This window comes from Micromonospora sp. II (assembly GCF_001709195.1).
GTDB lineage: Bacteria > Actinomycetota > Actinomycetes > Mycobacteriales > Micromonosporaceae > Micromonospora > Micromonospora chalcea.
Genome location: NZ_LYXF01000024.1, coordinates 503,843 through 522,001, shown reverse-complemented (window position 1 = coordinate 522,001; position 18,159 = coordinate 503,843). Strand labels below are relative to the sequence as shown.

Below are 18,159 nucleotides of genomic sequence, written 5' to 3'. Positions count from 1 at the left end.
AGCGCCATGCCCACGTCACGATCCCCCCGTCTGCGACGCCGAGGTCTGCTCGGCGTACCCGCCCTGGCGGCCGCCGCCCTCGTGGTGGCCGTCCGTCCCGGTACGGCGCACGCCGCGCCGAAGGTTGAGTGCCTCGCCGACCTGCTCCGGGAGCAGTGATGGCCACCATTCCCTGGCTCGTTGACGTGCTGCGGGCCGCCGGCGTGCAGGTGGTGGTCGAGGGCGACTGGCTCAACCGGATGCGCTCCGGCTCGTTCGACCCGATCGGCGTGCTCTGGCACCACACCGCCGCCACGTCCAGCGCCACCAACCCGCACCCGGCGCTGAACATCTGCATCAACGGCCGCTCCGACCTGCCCGGCCCGCTCTGCCAGGCGCTCGTGGACTACCACGGCGTGTTCCACGTGATCTCGGCCGGCCGGTGCAACCACGCCGGCACCAGCGGCGGCAGCGGCCCGATCCCGGCCGGCGACGGCAACACCCTGATGATCGGCTGGGAGATCGACTACAACGGCGTCGACCAGCGGATGACCACCGCCCAGTACAACGCGAGCATCGCGGCCACCGCCGCCGTGCTCAAGCGGCTCGGCCGGGACTCCAGCTACGCCCGGGGGCACCGGGAGACCAGCACCACCGGCAAGATCGACCCGTCCTTCATCGACCTGAACACGATGCGCGCCGACGTGGCCGCCAAGATGGCCGGCGGCGGCACCGGCTGGACGTCGACGGTGGACAACGCCACCGCGGGCCGGTTCACCGCCAGCGCCAACTGGGGCACCTCGACCTACTCCGGGCAGCGCTACGGCGCCGACTACCGGTACGCGGACCCGGTCGCCGCGAGCGACGCCGCCTGGTACAAGTTCAACGTCCCCCGTACCGGCAACTACCGGGTCGACGCGTGGTGGCCGGCGAACGCGGGCTACAACGCGGCCACGCCGTACATCGTCGCCACCACCACCGGCAACCGGACGGTCACCGTCGACCAGCGGGCGACCGGCGGGCAGTGGCGCTCACTCGGCACGTTCACGCTGCCGGCCGGGGACGCCAACCGGGTGGCGGTCAGCCGGTGGAGCTCCGCCGCCGGCCTGGTCATCGCCGACGCGGTCCGGCTGACCGAGGTCTGAATCCGCGGACGCGGCCGGGTGGACATCCCACCCGGCCGCATCCGTCCCGGCAGTCAGCGCAGCGAGCGGAAGGCCGCCCGCATCTCCTGCGCGAACAACTCCGGCTGCTCCCAGGCGGCGAAGTGCCCACCCCGGTCCAGCTGGTTGTAGTGGATCAGGTTCGGGTACGCCCGCTCCGCCCAGCTGCGCGGCGCGAGCAGGATCTCGTCCGGGAACTGGCTCACCGCGGCCGGCACCCGGACGCCCTTCGCGGCGAAGAACGACAGCGCGTTCTGCGCGTACAGCCGGGCCGAGGACACGCCGGTGTTGGTCAGCCAGTAGAGCGTGACGTTGTCCAGGATGTCGTCGCGGCTCAGGCCGCCGGGCCGGCCGGCGAAGGCGGCGCAGATCAGATCCAGGCTGGCTGCGTCGTGGTCGAGCATGAACGTCGCCAGCCCGGCCGGCGAGTCGGCGAGCGCCGTCAGCGTCTCCGGGCGGGTCGTCATGATCAGCGCGTACGCGGAGTGCTTCCAGAAGAAGTCGATCCGCTCGCAGGCGGCCCGCTCCTCGTCCGAGAGCCCGGCCGGCAGCTCCGCGAGGGGGTTGTTCACGCCGGTGATGCCGCGTTGCAGCAGCGCGTCGATGTCCGGCGGCACCACGCACGGCATGTTCGTATGGATGCCGGCGAGTTCCGGCGGCGCCTGCACGCCGAGCATGTCGGTGATCAGCGCGCCCCAGTCGCCGCCCTGGGCCACGAACCGGGTGTAACCCAGCCGCCGCATCAGCTCGGTCCAGGCGCGGGCGATGTGCTGCGGGTCCCAGCCGGGCCCGTCCGGCTTGCCGGAGAAGCCGTAGCCGGGCATCGACGGGATCACCAGGTGGAACGCGTCCGAGGCGCGGCCGCCGTGCGCGGTCGGGTCGGTGAGCGGGCCGATGATCTTCAGCTGCTCGATCACCGATCCCGGCCACCCGTGAGTGACGATCAGCGGCAGCGCGTCGTCGTGCCGGGACCGGACGTGGATGAAGTGGATGTCCAGGCCGTCGATCTCGGTGACGAAGTTCGGCAGGTCGTTGAGCCGCGCCTCGACCTTGCGCCAGTCGTACTCGGTCGCCCAGTACCGGGCCAGCGCCTGGCTGGTCTCCAGCGGCACACCCTGGGACTGGTCGTCCACCGTCTGGCGCTCTGGCCACCGGGTGGCCGCGAGCCGGGTCCGCAGGTCCTGCAGGTCCGCCTCCGGCACGTCGACGCGGAACTCGCGGATGTCGGCGCCGGTACGCGTCGGCGTCAGGGTCTTGACGGCCACGGGTTGTCCTCCTCGGGTCGGGTCAGGGACCGAACGTGAAGACGTACGCGCGGAGACGCCGACCCAGCGGTCGGCCAGCGTGCGCGCCGATCACCGTGAGCCCCAGATCCCGGTAGTCGCGGTGCCACGCCCGCACGTACGGGGCGGTGCGGATCCAGTTCACGCAGGTGTACTCCCAGACGTCGACCAGAACCACGCGCCCGCGCAGCTCCTCCGGCGTCAGCGGCGCGGAGTTCACCCACCGGCGGACGTCGATCGGCGGCAGCCGGGTCGCCACGGCAAGGTCGTCACGCGAAGCGCCGGTCATGCGGGACCCCTTCCTCGGCGGACCGTCGGCGGTTACCCGGACGGTACGGCTTCGAACGGCCGCCCGAGGCAGGTGCGCGGGCGTTTGCCCGCCGCCCGGCGGGGTAGGACGCTGCGCCACCCGAGGGCGGGCCGTGCCAGGCGGCGTGGGCGGCCGGGACGTCGCGGAGGGTCGATGACGGCTGGACCAGGGCGGGCGCAGGCCCCGCCGGGCGAGGTGGTGGAGCTGCGGGTGCACGGGGTCTCCGCGGGCGGGGCCGCCGAGGTGCTGGGCCGGCCGCTGGTCCGGCAGGTCGCGGGCGACCGCAGCGCCGGCTTTTACCGTCCCCGTCCGGACCTGGCCGACGGGCGCGGCGCGAGCGGAGTGACGCTGGAGGCGTACCAGTGGAACGACCTGCCGTCCGGCACCGCGCTGCGTACCCTCTCGCTGCTGTTCCTGATGCCCTTCATGCTGCTCAACGTGGCCGTGTGGATGCGGCCGGGGGACGCCGTCGGCGGCGCGGTGGTGCGGGCGCTGTGCCGGGTGCTGGGGTTGAGCCTGACCGCGTTGTACGTGCTCGCCGGGGCCGGGGTCGCGCTGGACCTGGTGGCCTGGCAGTGCCTGTCCGTCCCGGCGTGCGTCGCCGACCGGGAGTGGCTGTCCTGGATGGGCGGGCGGCCGGTCGGGCTGCGGCTGGTGGTGCTGGCGCTGGTCCCGGCGGCCGCGGTGAGCCTGGTCTGGTGGGGCTCCCGGCGGCCGGGACGCTCGTTCACCGCGTTCCGGGCGCCGGAGCGGGCGACGGCCGGGCCTCCGCTGAGCACGATCGGCCAGTGGGACACCGAGCCGCTGATGGGCCGGCTGCGTTCGATCCACATCGCGGCGGCCTTCGCCACCCTCGATGGCTGTCTCCTCGCCGCCCGGGCCGCGCAGGGCGTCCCGCCGACGGTGGCGGTGCTGCTGGCGGTCACCGGCGCGGTGCTGCTCGCCTGCCTGGTCCTGGTCTGCGTGCCGCCGCTCGTCGACCGGGCGCCCACCGACCCGCGACGTGACCGGGTCGCCCGGGTGCTGCGCGGCACCGCGATCGGGCTCACCGTCGTGGTGGCCGGGTATCTGCTGTTCGCCCCGGCCCGCTGGCGTGCCGGCGGCGGGCTGCCCGGCTACGGCTCGATCCTGACCTGGCTGCTGGTCACGCACGCGGTACTGCTCGGCGGCCTGGCCGCGGTGCTGATCTGGCACCGCCTACGAGTCCGCGGCCACCAGCCGCCGAACGGGCTCGGGGCGCTCGTGGTAGCCGCGGCGGCGGGCGGGCTCGCGGTGGCGTACTCCGCCGAGCTGGTCCAGCGCACCGCCGACCTGCTGGACCGGGGCGTGTCCCCGGCGGACGACATACCGGGCCCGGCGCACGCGTACACCTGGGCGATCTACGGCTTCTTCCGCGCGCTGCTGGTCACCCTGGTGGTCGCGGCAGTGGTGGCGCTGGTGTCCCGGCGCGGCCGGATGCGGGCCGCCGGGGCGATCGTCGAGCGGGACTTCCCGTCGCCGCCGGCCGAGGCGGCGCCCCGGCTGCGGCAGGTCCGGACGATGATCGTGCGGGCCCGGTTCACCGACCTGCTGGTGCCGCTGGCGGTGCTGTTCGCCGTCATGGCCGGACTGGGCGCGGCGACCACCGCGATGGCGCTGGTCCGTCCCGATCCGGGCGAGACGCTGGAGCACCGCACGCACGTCCCGGCGGAGCTGGTCATGTTCGGCATCGAGGTGGGCGGGGTGGCGATCTCGGCGGCGGTGCTGGCCCTCATCCTCGCCGGGATCTTCGCCTACCGCAGTCCCGGGTTCCGGCACCACGTCGGCGTGCTCTTCGACCTGGCCACGTTCTGGCCCCGGGCGGCACACCCGTTCGCACCGCCCTGCTACGCCGAGCGGGCCGTGCCGGAGCTGGCCCGGCGCATCACGTACCTGGTGCACAGCGGCAACGGGGTGCTGCTGTCCGGCTACAGCCACGGCTCGGTGCTCGTCGCCGCGACCGTCCTGCAGCTACCGGCGGAGGTCAGCGCGCGGGTCGCCCTGCTCACCTACAGCTCGCCGCTGCGCCGGCTCTACGCCCGCCTGTTCCCCGCCTACGTCGGCGGCGAGATGCTGCGCGGGATCGGCGGCCGGATCGGCTGGCGCTGGCGCAACCTGTGGCGGGACACCGACGCGCTGGGCGGATGGATCTTCTCCCCGCACCGCCCGGACGAGCCGGCCCGCGTCACCGGCCCGGAGGCAACTGTGGACCGTCGCCTCCGGGATCCGGAGAGCCTGGTCGCCCCGCCCTGGGACAGCGTCCCCCCGCCGATCAAGGGTCACCTCCCGTCGGAGGACGACCCGGCGTACGCCGAGACGGTGCGGGACCTGGCCGGGCGGCTGCGCGCCGCCGAGCCGTGACGCGGGCATGGCTTCACGCGGGCGGGTGCTCCGCCTCGAACCGCTCCCGGGTGAGGAACGCCAGCCTCGCCCGCTTGTCCGGCATGTCGATCTCCTCACCGAGCGTGAAGCCCTCGATGCGCAGGCGGCGCAGCATGGCGTCGTTGCGCACGTCCGGCTCGGCCACCACGCGACGCGCGGCCGGGTCACGCAGCAGGAACCGCATCAGGGCCGGGAAGACCGCGCCGGTCACGCCGCGCGGGTACCGCCGGGGCGGGTCGAGCAGCAGGTGCATCCCCACGTCGCCGGGCTGCACCGGGTAACGCTCGCCGACCGGGTCCGCCTCCGGCTGGTACGTCTGGAACAGCCCGATCGGCTCGCCGTCGAGCCGGATCAGGTACGCGTGGTGGGTCTCCAGCCCGTCGACGAACGCGTAGATGTCGCGTACCTGGTCGACGGTGTGCGAGCCCATGCCCCAGAACCGGTTGCGGGGCCGGATCACCCAGCCGTGCAGCAGGCCGGCGTCCCGCTCGGGGCGGAGCGGCTCCAGCGCCAGCGCGCCGAGGCCGGAAATCGACTCCAGGTGGATCACGTCGTCTCGTCTCCCGTCAGTGGGCCGGCGGGCACCGGGATCAGCGTCCCGGCGGCCCAGTGGGTCAGCTGGTCGGCGAAGTGCGGATCGCCGGGGCGCCCGGACACGCCGAACGGGACGATCCAGCGGCTGGCCGCCCGGTCGGTCAGGTCCCACACGTAGCGGGCCACCGGGCCGCGCCAGCAGGCGTCGGAGACGCCCGGCACGCTGGAGGTGGCCAGCACGCAGTCGGTGTCACCGGCCAGCGCCACCCGCTCCCGCATCGCGGTCACCGCGTCGGTGACCGCCGGGGCGACGCCCAGGTGCACCGGGTGCAGCAGGTGCCGGCTGCCCCACTCACCGGGCGGCGGGCCGGCGGCCACCTCGGCCAACGCCTCGGCCGCCGGTTCCGCGAGGTCGAACCCGGCCGCGAGGTGATCCAGCGCCAGGCCGATCCGCGCCGCCGGGTCGGTCCAGGGGGCGAACAACTCGTCGAACCCGCACGGCTCGTCGAGCGCACGCAACCCCGGGTGTACGCGCAGCCGCCGGGCCAGCGCCGCCCGCCAGGCCGCGTACGCGCCCGCCTCGGCCGACCCGCCCGCCATCGCCCGGTCCCATCGGCGCAGCCGCCGCAGCAGCGCGCGGGCGGGTTCGTCGAGCCGGCCCGGGTCGAGCCGGTCGAGCAGCCGGTACAGCGGGCCGGCCGGGAGCCGGTCGTCGGTGTGCACTGTGGACGCCTCGGCGCCCTCGGCGAGCAGCGCGCGGATCCGGCGCGCCCGGTGCGGCGGGGCGAAGTCGACACCGTGCGCTGCGACGTCGTCGCGGCGGTCGTTGGCGCACACCGCCACGCCGTCGACCCGCTCGTCCACCGGCGGCACGTAGTCGCCCCGCCACCGGTAGGCCGGCTCCCAGGCCGGCACCGGCTCCCGGCGGCACCGTTCGTCGCGTACCGGGACCAGGCCGGCGACCAGACGGCGGACGCCGCCCTCGGTGTCGGCGGTGAGCACGCTGTTGACCGGCTCGACCCAGTGGCGCAGCGCGTCGGCGACGTCGGCGGCGCGCCGGGCGCGCAGCAGCGGCAGCAGCGCCTCGAAGCCGAGCCGGGCCTCCACCCGGCTCGGGGCGCGCAGCGCGATGGCCTCGCCGGTGACCCGGTCGTGGTCGATCACCGGCCCGCGCGGCGTCTCGATCACCTCGACCGTCTCCGGGTCGCCGCCGCGGACCTCGATCTCCTCGACGTGACGCGCGACCGGGGTCCAGCCGTCGGCGTCGCGCGCCAGCACCCGGTCGCCGTCGCGGCGCAGCCGCTCGCGGTAGAGGTCCTGGTAGTCGGCCATCGCGTTGGTGACGGCCCAGGCCACGTGCCCGGTGTGGCCGAAGTGCGGCAGGCCCGGCACGCCGGGGAAGGCGAGGCCGACCACGTCGAACTCCGGGCAGGCCAGCCGGACCTGCTGGTAGACGCCGGGCAGTTCGAGCAGCCGGTGCGGGTCGCCGGCGATCAGCGGGCCGCGCCCGGTGGCCGGGTCGGCGGGCAGCGCCCAGGCGTTGCTGCCCGACGACGCCGGTCCTTCCACGGCGAACAGTCCGGCCGCATCGGGGCCGAGCGTGCGGGCCACGTGCGCGTGCCAGAGCTTGTTCGGGAAGGTGGAGAACAGCACGTGCTGGACGAGGAACACGCCGAGCGGCGACCAGGGGCGCCAGGGTTCGGGCGCGGCGCCGGTGGCGGCGAACTCGGGTGCGGCGGCGGCGCCCTCGGCGAGTCCGGCGTTGACCCCGTCCACGTACGCCTCGACCCACCGCCGGGTGTCCGGGTCCAGCCGTTCGTAGCAGCGCCGGGCGGTGTCGTCCAGCCGTACGCGGCGGGCGAACCGGTCCCACGCCAGCTCGGACGGTCCGACGTGGGCGGCGAGGCGGCCCTCGGCACGCCATCGTTCGACGCTGATCTGCCACGCCCGGTCGGTCGCGGCGACACGCCCCTGCAGACGGGCCAGCGCGTCGGCGTCACCGGCCCACAGTTGCGGCACGCCCCACTGATCGCGATCGACGCGCGTCACCGTCTCGGCCCGCCTCGGCGCGCCGGGCGGCGGTTCCGTTCCACAGTCAACTTAGGATAACCTCCCCTAACCGAGGGCGACCTTACCGCGACACGCGGCAGGCGCCAACCGGCGGTAGTTCCAGGACAAAGCGCACCGAGTCGCGCTTGCTAGTTAGGCGAGCCTAACCTAACCTGATCGCCGCGGCTGTGGCCGCACGTCCTGTCCGTACGACCGCTGGGAAGTCGCATGAGTTCGATCGGGAGCCCGACCGGCGCCGCGCCCACCGACACCGGCCGCGCCGCCGCCACGGCCCGCGACCACCTGTTCAACGCCGGCTCGCTCGGGCGGTACCGGGACGTGCTGGCGCGCGGCGTCGACCGGGTCGCCCGGCGGGTCGGCGAGGTGGACACGCCGTTCACCGGCGTCACGCCCGACCAGCTGGCGCCGCTCATCGGCGGCATCGACCTCGACCGGCCGCTCGGCGACACCGACGCCGCCCTGGACGAGCTGCACGACGTGTGGCTACGCGACGCGGTGTGGTTCCACCACCCGCGCTACCTCGCCCACCTCAACTGCCCGGTGGTCATCCCGGCGCTGCTCGGCGAGGCGGTGCTCAGCGCGGTGAACTCCTCACTGGACACCTGGGACCAGAGCACCGGGGCCACCCTGATGGAGCGGCGCCTGATCGAGTGGACGGCCGGGCGGATCGGGCTGGGTCCGACCGCCGACGGGGTGTTCACCAGCGGCGGCACCCAGTCGAACCTCCAGGCCATGCTGCTGGCCCGGGAGGAGGCGTACCGCCGGGCGGTGGGTGGCGCGGCCACCCGGCCGGACCGGCCGCAGGTGCTGTCCCGGCTGCGCGTCATCACCTCCGCGGCCGGGCACTTCAGCGTGCAGAAGGCCGCCAAGCTGCTCGGCCTCGCCGCCGACGCGGTGCTCACCGTACCCACCGACGCGGCCCGCCGGATGCGCGCCGACGAGCTGGCCCGCACTATCGACAACTGCCACCGCGACGGTCAGGTGGTGATGGCAGTGGTCGCCACCGCCGGCACCACCGACTTCGGCAGCATCGACCCGCTGCCCGAGATCGCCGACATCTGCGCCGACGCGGGCGTCTGGATGCACGTCGACGCCGCGTACGGCTGCGGGCTGCTCGTCTCCCCCACCCGCCGCCACCTGCTCGACGGCATCGAGCGGGCCACCTCGGTGACAGTCGACTACCACAAGTCGTTCTTCCAGCCGGTCAGCTCCAGCGCGCTGCTGGTCCGCGACGGAAGGGCGCTGCGTCACGCCACCTGGCACGCCGACTACCTCAACCCGGCCCGCGCGGTCGAGCAGGGCATCCCGAACCAGGTCGACAAGAGCATCCAGACGACGCGGCGGTTCGACGCCTGCAAGCTCTGGCTGACCCTGCGGATCATGGGGCCGGACGCGGTCGGCGAGCTGTTCGACCAGGTCGTCGACCTCGCGGCGCAGGCGTGGCAGCGGCTCGACGCCGACCCGCGCTTCGAGGTGGCCGCACCGTCGCAGCTGAGCACAGTGGTCTTCCGCTACCGGCCGTCCGGCCTCGCACCCGACCTGGCCGACGAGGCCAACCTGCACGCCCGCGACGCGCTGGCCGCCTCCGGCGCCGCCCTGGTCGCCGGCACGAAGGTCGACGGCGCGCACCACCTGAAGCTCACGCTGCTCAACCCCGAGACCACAGTGGACGACATCGCCCACGTGCTGGACCTCATCGCCGACCACGCCGCCTGGTACGCCCGGACCGCTGCCGCCGAGCTGTCCTGCCCGGTCGGCTGACCCCCGTCGAGGAGAACGAGAACCCCATGTCGACCCACGACTTCATCGCCGTCGGGCTGGGCCCCTACAACCTCGGCCTGGCCTGCCTCACCGCACCGATCGACGACCTCGACGGGCTGTTCCTGGAGGCCCGCGACAGCTTCGACTGGCATCCCGGCATGCTGCTCGAATCGACCCGGCTCCAGACGCCGTTCATCGCCGACCTGGTCACGCTCGCGGACCCCACCTCGCCGTACTCGTTCCTGAGCTACCTGAAGGAGACCGGGCGGCTCTACCCGTTCTACATCCGGGAGAGCTTCTTCCCGCTGCGCGCCGAGTACAACGACTACTGCCGCTGGGCCGCCGCCAAGCTGCCGAACCTGCGCTTCCGGCACGCCGTCACCGCCGTCGAGTACGACGCGACCGACGACCGGTACGTGGTGCGCGCCGACACGCCGGACGGGCCGGTCACCCACCGGGCCCGGCACCTCGTGCTCGGCACCGGCACCCCGCCGTACCTGCCGCCGGCCTGCGCCGGGCTGGGCGGTGACATGATCCACAACTCGCGCTACCTGGAACACCGGGAGGCGCTGCGGGCCAAGGACAGCATCACGATCGTCGGCAGCGGCCAGAGCGCCGCCGAGATCTTCCACGACCTGCTCGGCGACATCGACACGTACGGCTACCAGCTCACCTGGGTGACCCGCTCGCCCCGGTTCTTCCCGCTGGAGTACACCAAGCTCACGCTGGAGATGACCTCGCCGGACTACGTGGACTACTTCCACGCGCTGCCCGAGCCGACCCGCTACGCGCTGGAGGCCGCGCAGAAGCCGCTGTTCAAGGGCATCAACGCCGACCTGATCAACGACATCTACGACCTGCTGTACGCCAAGAGCCTGCACGGACCGGCGCCCACCCGCCTGCTGACGAACACCGAACTGGTCGAGGCGGCGTACGCCGACGGCCGCTACCGCCTCGGGCTGCGCCACACCGAGCAGGACCGCGCGTTCACGCTGGACACCGCAGGACTGGTGCTGGCCACCGGCTACCACTACCGGGTGCCGGAGTTCCTCGCGCCGGTACGCGACCGGCTGCGCTTCGACGCGCACGGCCGCTTCGACGTGGCCCGCAACTACAGCGTCGACCACACCGGCCGCCGGGTGTTCCTGCAGAACGGGGGCACGCACACGCACAGCATCACCTCGCCGGACCTGGGCATGGGCCCGTACCGCAACTCGTGGCTGATCCGGGAGATGACCGGCCGCGAGCACTACCCGGTGGAGAAGAGCATCGCCTTCCAGGAGTTCGGAGCGCCGGCGTGAGCGCGTTCACCCGCGTCGACGACGCGCTGGGCGAGTTCACGCTGCGCCCGCTGGACCCGGACGCCGACGCCGCGCTGCTGCACCGCTGGGTCACCCATCCCAAGTCCGCGTTCTGGCTGATGCAGGACGCCGACCTGGCCGCGGTCGCCGCCGAGTACCGGCGCATCGCCGACCACCCGCACCACGACGCGTACCTCGGGTCGTGGCGCGGCACCCCGGCGTTCCTGGCCGAACGGTACGACCCGGCGCACGTCGAGCTGGTCGGCCTGTACGACCCGGAGCCCGGCGACGTGGGCATGCACTTCCTCTGCGCGCCCGCCGACACGCCGGTGCACGGCTTCACCCGCGCCGTCATCACCACGGTGATGGCCTGGCTGTTCGCCGACCCGGCGACCCGCCGCGTGGTGGTGGAACCCGACGTGCGCAACACGGCGGTGCACGCGCTCAACGCGGCCGTCGGCTTCACCGTCGTCGGCCCGATCCGCAAGCCCGAGAAGGAGGCGCTGCTCAGCGTCTGCACCCGGGACCAGTTCCGGGCCGCCACCGGCGCGCCCGCAGGCAAGGAAGGGGCACCGGCGTGAACGCCAGCGCAGCAGTGGACCACCTGACCCCCGAGGCGTGGGCGACCGCCAACCGGCTGCTGGTGCGCAAGGCGCTCGCCGAGTTCGCCCACGAGCGCCTGATCACCCCCGAGCCCACCGGCCCCGGGCAGTGGCTGGTCCGCAGCGACGACGCCGCCGTCGAGTACCGGTTCGCCGCGCGGCGGCTGGCGCTGGACCACTGGGAGGTCGACGCGGACAGCATCGTGCGCCGCCGCGACGGCGCGGACCTGCCGCCGGACGCCGTGGATCTGTGCGTGGAGCTGCGCGGCGCGCTCGGCCTCACCGACGCGATCCTGCCGGTCTACCTGGAGGAGATCACCTCCACGCTGGCCGGGACCGCGTACAAGCTGGCCAAGCCCGCGGTGAGCGCCGCCGAGCTGGCCGCCGCCGGGTTCCAGGCGATCGAGACCGGCATGACCGAGGGCCACCCCTGCTTCGTGGCCAACAACGGCCGCCTCGGCTTCGGCGTGCACGAGTACCGCGCGTACGCCCCGGAGGCCGCCGCGCCGGTACGGCTGCTCTGGCTCGCCGCGCACCGCGACCACACCACGTTCACCTGCGCCGACGACCTGGACTACGACACGCTGATGCGGGCCGAGCTGGGCGAGGCGACGCTGGCCGGGTTCACCGGCACGCTCACCGGGCTGGGCCTGGACCCGGCAGACTACCTGTTCGTCCCCGTGCACCCGTGGCAGTGGTGGAACAAGCTCGCCGTCACGTTCGCCGGTGAGGTGGCCGCGCGCCGGCTGGTCTGCCTCGGCGAGGGGCCGGACGAATACCTGGCGCAGCAGTCCATCCGCACCTTCTTCAACGTCAGCGACCCGGCGAAGCACTACGTGAAGACCGCGCTGTCGGTGCTGAACATGGGCTTCATGCGCGGGCTGTCCGCCGCGTACATGGAGGCGACGCCGGCGATCAACGACTGGCTGGCCGGGCTGATCGAGGGCGACCCGGTGCTCAAGCGCACCGGCCTGTCGATCATCCGGGAGCGCGCCGCGATCGGTTACCGGCACCGGCAGTACGAGGCGGCCACCGATCGCTACTCCCCGTACCGGAAGATGCTGGCGGCGCTGTGGCGGGAGAGCCCGGTGCCCGGGCTGGAACCCGGGCGGCGGCTGGCCACCATGGCCTCGCTGCTGCACCTGGACCGCGACGGCCGGTCGCTGGCCGCGGCGCTGATCGACGAGTCCGGGCTGGCCCCGGCCGACTGGCTGCGCCGCTACCTGGACGCCTACCTGGTGCCGCTGCTGCACAGCCTGTACGCCCACGACCTGGCGTTCATGCCGCACGGCGAGAACGTCATCCTGGTGCTGCGCGACGGCGTCGTCGAGCGGGTCGTGTTCAAGGACATCGCCGAGGAGATCGTGGTGATGGACCCGGACGCGGACCTGCCGGAGCGGGTCCGGCGGATCCGGGCCGCCGTACCCGAGGACGAGAAGATCCTGTCCATCTTCACCGACGTCTTCGACTGCTTCCTGCGGCACCTCAGCGCCACCCTGCACACCCGGGGCGTGCTCGACCAGGCCGAGTTCTGGCGCACCGTCGCCGCGTGCGCCGCCGACTACGCCGCCACGGTGCCGCACCTGGCCGACCGGATGCGCCGGCACGACCTGTTCGCGCCGGAGTTCACGCTGTCCTGCCTCAACCGGCTCCAGCTGCGCAACAACCAGCAGATGGTGGACCTGTCCGACCCGTCGGCCGCGTTGCAGTTCGCCGGCACGCTGGTCAACCCGCTCGCCCCGTACGCGCCGCGCGGATGACGAAGCGGGCCGGCGCGTCGTGCGCCGGCCCGCTCCCGCGAGACGATCAGTTCTCCGCGCGACCGGCCCGCCAGTAGCCCATGAACGCCACCGCGCGCCGGTCCATGCCCCGCTCGGTGACCAGGTGCCGCCGCAGGCCGCGGATCACCGCCGCCTCCCCGGCCAGCCAGGCGTAGAGCGCCGCGCCGTCGGGCCGCTCCGGCACCTCCCAGAGGATGTCCCGGTCCACGTCCACCTCGGCCAGCGGTGCGGCGCCCGCCGCGACAGGTACCGGCACCAGCCGGTCGGCCAGGCTCGTCACGGCCGGGGTGAGCCGGCTGCCGTGCGGGGCGCCGTCGCGGGGCAGCCAGGTCACCGTGACGCCGGCCGGGGGCCGGCAGGGCAGCTCGTCGCCGGTCTCCGGCACCTCCACCAGCGCGTGCCCGCGCGCGTCGGCGGGCAGCCGCTCCAGGATCGCGCAGATCGCCGGCGCTGCGGTCTCGTCGCCGGCCAGCAGCAGCGTCGCCCCGGCGGGCGGCTGGAACTCGACACCGCCGTGCGGGCCGTCCCAGCCGGCGTCCGGGCCGACCACGGCGATCCGGTCGCCGAGGCGGGCCCGCCGGGCCCAGCGGGTGGCCGGGCCGCCGTCGCCGTGCAGCGCCATGTCCACGTCCACCTCGTACGCCTCCGGCCGGACCGCGCGGACGGTGTAGGTGCGGATCGGGCTGCGCAGCGCGTCCGGCAGCTCACGCCACCGCGGGAACCAGTCCGGCCCGTCGGGCAGCTCCCCCGACGCGCCGTCGACCGGCGGCAGGGCCAGCTTGATCCGCTGGTCGTACCCGTTGTCGGCGAACCGGTCCAAATCCGGACCGGTGAGCGTCACGCGCAGGAACGACGGGCCGAGCCGGCGTAGCGCGCGGACCTCGACGGTGAAGACTCGCCAGGGCGCGACGGCCAGGGTGCTGGTCATGCGTCATTCCTCTCACGTGCGGGGGGTGGTTCGTCGGCGAACGGGTCAACGGGCGGCCGCGGCGGCGCGGGAACGCCACAGCAGCCAGACGAAGTACGGGGTGCCGATCATGGCGGTGACCAGACCGGCGGGGACCTGGGCGGGGGCGATGACGCTGCGGCCGAGCGTGTCGGCGAGGCTGACCAGGGTGGCGCCGAGCAGCACCGCGACCGGCAGGACGCGGGTGTGCCGCCCGCCGACGAGCGCCCGGGCCGCGTGCGGCGCGACCAGGCCGACGAAGCCGATCACGCCGACCGCCGACACGGCGGTGGCGGTGAGCAGCGCCGCCAGGCCGAGCGCGACCAGCCGGGCGCGTTCCAGCCGGACGCCGAGCACCCGGGGCGTGTCGTCGTCGAGCGCGAGCAGGTCCAGCTCGCGGCGCACGGCGGCCACCACCGGCAGCGCGACCAGCAGCGCGATCGCCACCGGCAGCACCTGCGGGGCGGTGCGCCCGTAGGTGGAGCCGGACAGCCAGGTCAGGGCCTTGCCGGTGTTCCACGGGTCGGAGGACACCACGATGAACGTGATGATCGCGGTACCGCCCTGCCAGACCGCGAACCCGATCAGCACCAGCCGGTCGGAGTTGAGTCCCCGCCGCCGGGCCAGGCCGTAGACCAGCGCGAACGCGACGACCGCGCCGAGACCGGCGGCGCCGGACAGGGCGAGCACGCCGGCCATCGGCGCGAACGTCAGCAGCGACACCGCGCCGATGCCGGCGCCGCCGGTGATGCCGAGGATGCCCGGCTCGGCCAGCGGGTTGCGGCAGACCGCCTGCACTGTGGTGCCGGCCAGGGCCAGCGCGGCGCCGGCCAGCAGCGCCGCGGCGACGCGCGGCCAGCGGGCGTCCAGCACGAAGGTGTACGCCGGTCCGGTGCGGCCCTGCACCCAGTTGACGATGTCGCCCAGCAGCACCCAGGTGTCACCGGCGAGCATGCCGAGCACCAGCGCGGCGGTGACGACGACCGCGCAGACCGCGACGACGGCGGCGACGAAGCCCCGGGAGCGCACGGCGGCGTGGCCGCCCGGCGCCTGCCGGGTCGGTCCGGCGTCGCGGTGGCGGCGGGCCAGCCACACCAGCAGCACCGCGCCGAAGAGCGTGGTCACCACGCCGGTCGGCACGTCGACACCGGCCTGGCCGCCGAGCACGGCGCGCAGCAGCACGTCGGAGCCGAGCACGATGACCACGCCGACGATGCCGGACAGCGGCATCAGGACGCGGTGCCGGTGCACCTCGGGCACCCACTTGCCGAGCAGCCGGACGATCACCGGCGCGCCGAGACCGACGAAGCCGATCGGGCCGGCCAGGGTGACCGCCGCGGCGGAGAGCAGCACCGCCAGCAGCACGACCGTGAGCCGGGTACGACGCACGTTGAGCCCGAGCACGGTGGCGGTGTCGTCGCCGAGGGCGAGCAGGTCCAGCCGGTGCCCGAGTGCCACGAGCACCAGTGCGGCGACAGCGATCACGGGGGCGAGCTGGGTGAACGCGACCAGGTCGCCCTGCACGAGCGAGCCGTTGCCCCAGGCGAACAGGCCGATGGTGGCCTGCTCGAACAGCAGCATGAGCAGCATGGTCAGCGAGGACAGCGCCATCGCGGTGGCCGAGCCGGCGAGGATGAGCCGGGTGGTGGCGGCCTGGCCGCCGGCCGAGAGCAGCATGACCAGGGAGGCGGCGGCGAGTCCGCCGCAGAACGCCAGCCCGCCCGCGGGCAGCGCGGGCAGCGCGATCCCGAACGCGGCGGTGGAGACGATCGCCAGGTGCGCGCCCGCGTTGACGGCGAGCGTGTCCGGCGAGGCGAGCGGGTTGCGGGTGGTCGACTGCAACGCCGCGCCGGCGAAGCCGAGCGCGACGCCGACGGCCAGGCCGGTGAGCAGCCGGGGCAGGCGGGAGGCGACGAGCACCCGGGCGGTCTCGTCGTCGCCGCCGGTGAGCAGCCGGAGCAGGTCCAGCGCCCCGACCGAGGAGGTGCCCTGGGTGAGGTGCACCGCGGTGATCGCGACGAGCAGCGCGGCGGCGAGGGCGAACGCGCCGGCGACCCGGCTGCGCCGGGCGGGCGGCGGCCCGGCCGGGGCCGGCCGGGTGGCCGGCCCCGGTGGGGCGGGGGCGGTCATCGCGCTCAAGCCGTGTAGACCTTGACCAGCTCGTCGATGTACTGCTTGGCGGAGAGCGTGCCGCCGAAGGTCCAGATGCCGTTGGGCATCTTGTGCAGCTTGTTCTGCTGGACGAACGGCAGGGAACGCCAGATCGCGTTGCCGGCGAGGCCGTCGGCGAACACGTCGGTGCCGTCCGAGGCGTTGTAGAAGAAGTGCAGGTCCTGGCTCTTGAGGACGGTCATGCCCTCGACGTCGGTCTGGCCCAGGCCCCACATCTCGTCGGTCTTGCCGGTCCAGGCGTTCTTGAGGCCGAGCTGGATGCCGAGCTGGGAGACGAGCGCGCCCTCGCCGAACATCCGGATCGAGACGGTGCTGCCTTCCTTCCAGCCGTCGGCGATCGCGAACTGCTTGCCGGCCGCACCGGCGTCGGCGATCTTCTTCTTGCCGTCGGCGAGCGCGGCGTCGAAGTCGGCGAGCAGCTTGTCCGCCTGCGCGGTGCGCCCGGTCGCGGTGGCGATCATCTTCAGGTCCGAGCGCATCCGGCCGATGTTGTCGGAGGCGTCGCTGCCCTTGGTGACCAGCACCGGGACGTACTTCTCCAGCTGGGTGACGACGGCGGAGCCGCGCTCGGCCTCCATCACCACGAGGTCCGGCTGGAGGGCGACGATGGAGTCGACGCTCGGCTCACCCCGGGTGCCGACGTCCTTGACGCTCGGGTCGAGCGGGGCGGCGGTCACCCAGGTGGCGTACCCCTTGGGGTCGGCCACGCCGACCGGCATCACGCCGAGGCCGACGAGCATCTCGACCTCGCCCCACTCCAGGCCGACGACCTTGGTGGCGGGGCTCTTGAGCGTGATGGTCTTGCCCCGGCTGTCGGTGACGGTGACCGGGCCGGTGGGCGCGGCGTCGGAGGAGGACGGTGCGGCGGCGGGCTCCTCGGTGGTGCCGCAGCCGGCGATCAGCAGCGCGCTCGCCGCGGCGGCGGCGAGCAGGGTCAGGCGGGTACGCAGCATCGGTTTCTCTTCTGTGTGCAGGGATCGGTCAGGCGGGGATACGGGTCGTGTGCCGGCCGACGGGACGTGTGGAGAGCAGGTTGGTGACCGGGTCGACGATCACCTCGACGCGGATGCCGTACGCCTCGGTGAGCGCCGCCTCGGTGAACACCTCGTGCGGCGTGCCGGTGCCGCGGACCCGGCCCTCGTGCAGGAGCACGACCTGGTCGGCGACGGCGGCGGCCTGGTTGAGGTCGTGCAGCACCACGCCGACGGCGACGCCGGCGGTGTCGGCGAGGTCGCGCATCAGGTCGAGGATTTCCACCTGGTAGCGCAGGTCCAGGAACGTGGTGGGCTCGTCCAGCAGCAGGATCGCGGTGTCCTGGGCCAGGCAGGTGGCCAGCCAGACGCGTTGCAGCTCGCCGCCGGACAGCTCGTCGACCGGCCGGCCGGCCATGCCGTCGACACCTGTCACGGTCATGGCCCGGTCGATCGCGGCGGGCCCGTCGGGGTCGCCGGCGCGCCACCGCTGCCGGTAGGGGTGCCGGCCGTAGCCGACCACGTCCCGCACCGTGACCCCGCTCGGGGTGGGGCGGCTCTGCGCCAGCAGCGTGACCCGGCGGGCGAAGTCCCGGGGGGACAGCGCCCGGGCCGGGGTGCCGTCGGCGAGCACGACCTCGCCGTGTTCCAGCGGGTGCAGGCGGGCCAGCCCGCGCAGCAGCGTCGACTTGCCGCTGCCGTTCGGGCCGACCAGCGCGGTCACCGCCGCGGGGCGCAGCGTGATGGCGGCGTCGTGCACCACCGTCTTGCCGTGGTAGCCCAGCCGCAGCTCACTGCCCGTCAGGCCGTCGGCCCGCGCAACTTCGCTCGTCACGCAGGTTAGGCTAACCTAAGACTCGATCATCCTGTCAAGCCGGTCCTTCGG

General features: G+C 74.0%; 15 protein-coding genes. 7 read left to right on the top strand and 8 right to left on the bottom strand.

The window, feature by feature from the left end:
- The first annotated feature begins 6 nt into the window (after nt 1-6).
- The gene (locus A8711_RS32445; RefSeq protein ID WP_176722812.1) at nt 7-159 is read left to right on the top strand and encodes a hypothetical protein; all 153 of its coding nucleotides are present in this window, start codon (nt 7-9) and stop codon (nt 157-159) included.
- Nucleotides 159-1,124 carry an N-acetylmuramoyl-L-alanine amidase gene (locus A8711_RS14035; RefSeq protein ID WP_030499177.1) on the top strand — a complete coding sequence of 322 codons (966 nt, stop codon included), beginning with the start codon at nt 159-161 and terminating at the stop codon, nt 1,122-1,124. The genes A8711_RS32445 and A8711_RS14035 overlap by 1 nt, the downstream gene beginning before the upstream one ends.
- A gap of 53 nt (nt 1,125-1,177) precedes the next feature.
- On the opposite strand, the gene A8711_RS14030 is transcribed toward A8711_RS14035, so the two are convergent.
- Both A8711_RS14030 and A8711_RS14025 read right to left on the bottom strand, forming a co-directional pair.
- Entirely contained in the window at nt 1,178-2,407 is a 1,230-nt protein-coding gene (locus A8711_RS14030; RefSeq protein ID WP_051610913.1) for an epoxide hydrolase family protein, read from the bottom strand.
- A gap of 22 nt (nt 2,408-2,429) precedes the next feature.
- Nucleotides 2,430-2,714 carry a hypothetical protein gene (locus A8711_RS14025; protein WP_069088453.1) on the bottom strand — a complete coding sequence of 95 codons (285 nt, stop codon included), beginning with the start codon at nt 2,712-2,714 and terminating at the stop codon, nt 2,430-2,432.
- A gap of 174 nt (nt 2,715-2,888) precedes the next feature.
- Here A8711_RS14025 and A8711_RS14020 point away from each other — a divergent pair, with 174 nt between their 5' ends.
- Nucleotides 2,889-5,114, top strand: a complete 2,226-nt coding sequence (locus A8711_RS14020; protein ID WP_043323352.1) for a hypothetical protein — start codon at nt 2,889-2,891, stop codon at nt 5,112-5,114.
- A gap of 13 nt (nt 5,115-5,127) precedes the next feature.
- On the opposite strand, the gene A8711_RS14015 is transcribed toward A8711_RS14020, so the two are convergent.
- Nucleotides 5,128-5,685: a GNAT family N-acetyltransferase gene (locus A8711_RS14015; protein WP_069088452.1), complete on the bottom strand. Its 558-nt coding sequence runs from the start codon at nt 5,683-5,685 to the stop codon at nt 5,128-5,130.
- Complete coding sequence (locus A8711_RS14010) at nt 5,682-7,718, bottom strand: penicillin acylase family protein (RefSeq protein WP_069088451.1); 2,037 nt, start codon at nt 7,716-7,718, stop codon at nt 5,682-5,684. The genes A8711_RS14015 and A8711_RS14010 overlap by 4 nt, the downstream gene beginning before the upstream one ends.
- A gap of 228 nt (nt 7,719-7,946) precedes the next feature.
- Between A8711_RS14010 and A8711_RS14005 the strand changes: the two genes are divergently transcribed.
- From A8711_RS14005 to A8711_RS13990, 4 genes are read left to right on the top strand one after another with little or no spacing between them, the layout of a single operon-like run.
- Nucleotides 7,947-9,500, top strand: a complete 1,554-nt coding sequence (locus tag A8711_RS14005; RefSeq protein WP_069088450.1) for an aspartate aminotransferase family protein — start codon at nt 7,947-7,949, stop codon at nt 9,498-9,500.
- A gap of 26 nt (nt 9,501-9,526) precedes the next feature.
- On the top strand, nt 9,527-10,801 hold the full coding sequence (locus A8711_RS14000; RefSeq protein WP_043323345.1) for a lysine N(6)-hydroxylase/L-ornithine N(5)-oxygenase family protein: 1,275 nt from the start codon (nt 9,527-9,529) through the stop codon (nt 10,799-10,801).
- Nucleotides 10,798-11,382: a GNAT family N-acetyltransferase gene (locus A8711_RS13995; protein WP_069088449.1), complete on the top strand. Its 585-nt coding sequence runs from the start codon at nt 10,798-10,800 to the stop codon at nt 11,380-11,382. Before A8711_RS14000 ends, A8711_RS13995 begins: the two co-directional genes overlap by 4 nt.
- Nucleotides 11,379-13,163: an IucA/IucC family siderophore biosynthesis protein gene (locus A8711_RS13990; protein ID WP_064445629.1), complete on the top strand. Its 1,785-nt coding sequence runs from the start codon at nt 11,379-11,381 to the stop codon at nt 13,161-13,163. The genes A8711_RS13995 and A8711_RS13990 overlap by 4 nt, the downstream gene beginning before the upstream one ends.
- Before the next feature lie 46 nt (nt 13,164-13,209).
- Here A8711_RS13990 and A8711_RS13985 read toward each other — a convergent pair whose 3' ends face one another.
- The 4 genes from A8711_RS13985 to A8711_RS13970 are packed head-to-tail and all read right to left on the bottom strand — an operon-like array spanning nt 13,210 to nt 18,108.
- Nucleotides 13,210-14,112, bottom strand: coding sequence for a siderophore-interacting protein (locus A8711_RS13985; RefSeq protein ID WP_069088448.1), 903 nt, complete (start codon nt 14,110-14,112; stop codon nt 13,210-13,212).
- Nucleotides 14,113-14,157: 45 nt separating this feature from the next.
- Nucleotides 14,158-16,260, bottom strand: coding sequence for an iron ABC transporter permease (locus A8711_RS13980; RefSeq protein ID WP_069088447.1), 2,103 nt, complete (start codon nt 16,258-16,260; stop codon nt 14,158-14,160).
- 5 nt (nt 16,261-16,265) lie between these two features.
- On the bottom strand, nt 16,266-17,255 hold the full coding sequence (locus A8711_RS13975) for an iron-siderophore ABC transporter substrate-binding protein (RefSeq protein ID WP_043323338.1): 990 nt from the start codon (nt 17,253-17,255) through the stop codon (nt 16,266-16,268).
- A gap of 28 nt (nt 17,256-17,283) precedes the next feature.
- Nucleotides 17,284-18,108 (bottom strand): ABC transporter ATP-binding protein, encoded by an 825-nt coding sequence (locus A8711_RS13970; protein WP_043323336.1) that lies wholly within the window; start codon nt 18,106-18,108, stop codon nt 17,284-17,286.
- Between the last annotated feature and the right edge of the window lie 51 nt (nt 18,109-18,159).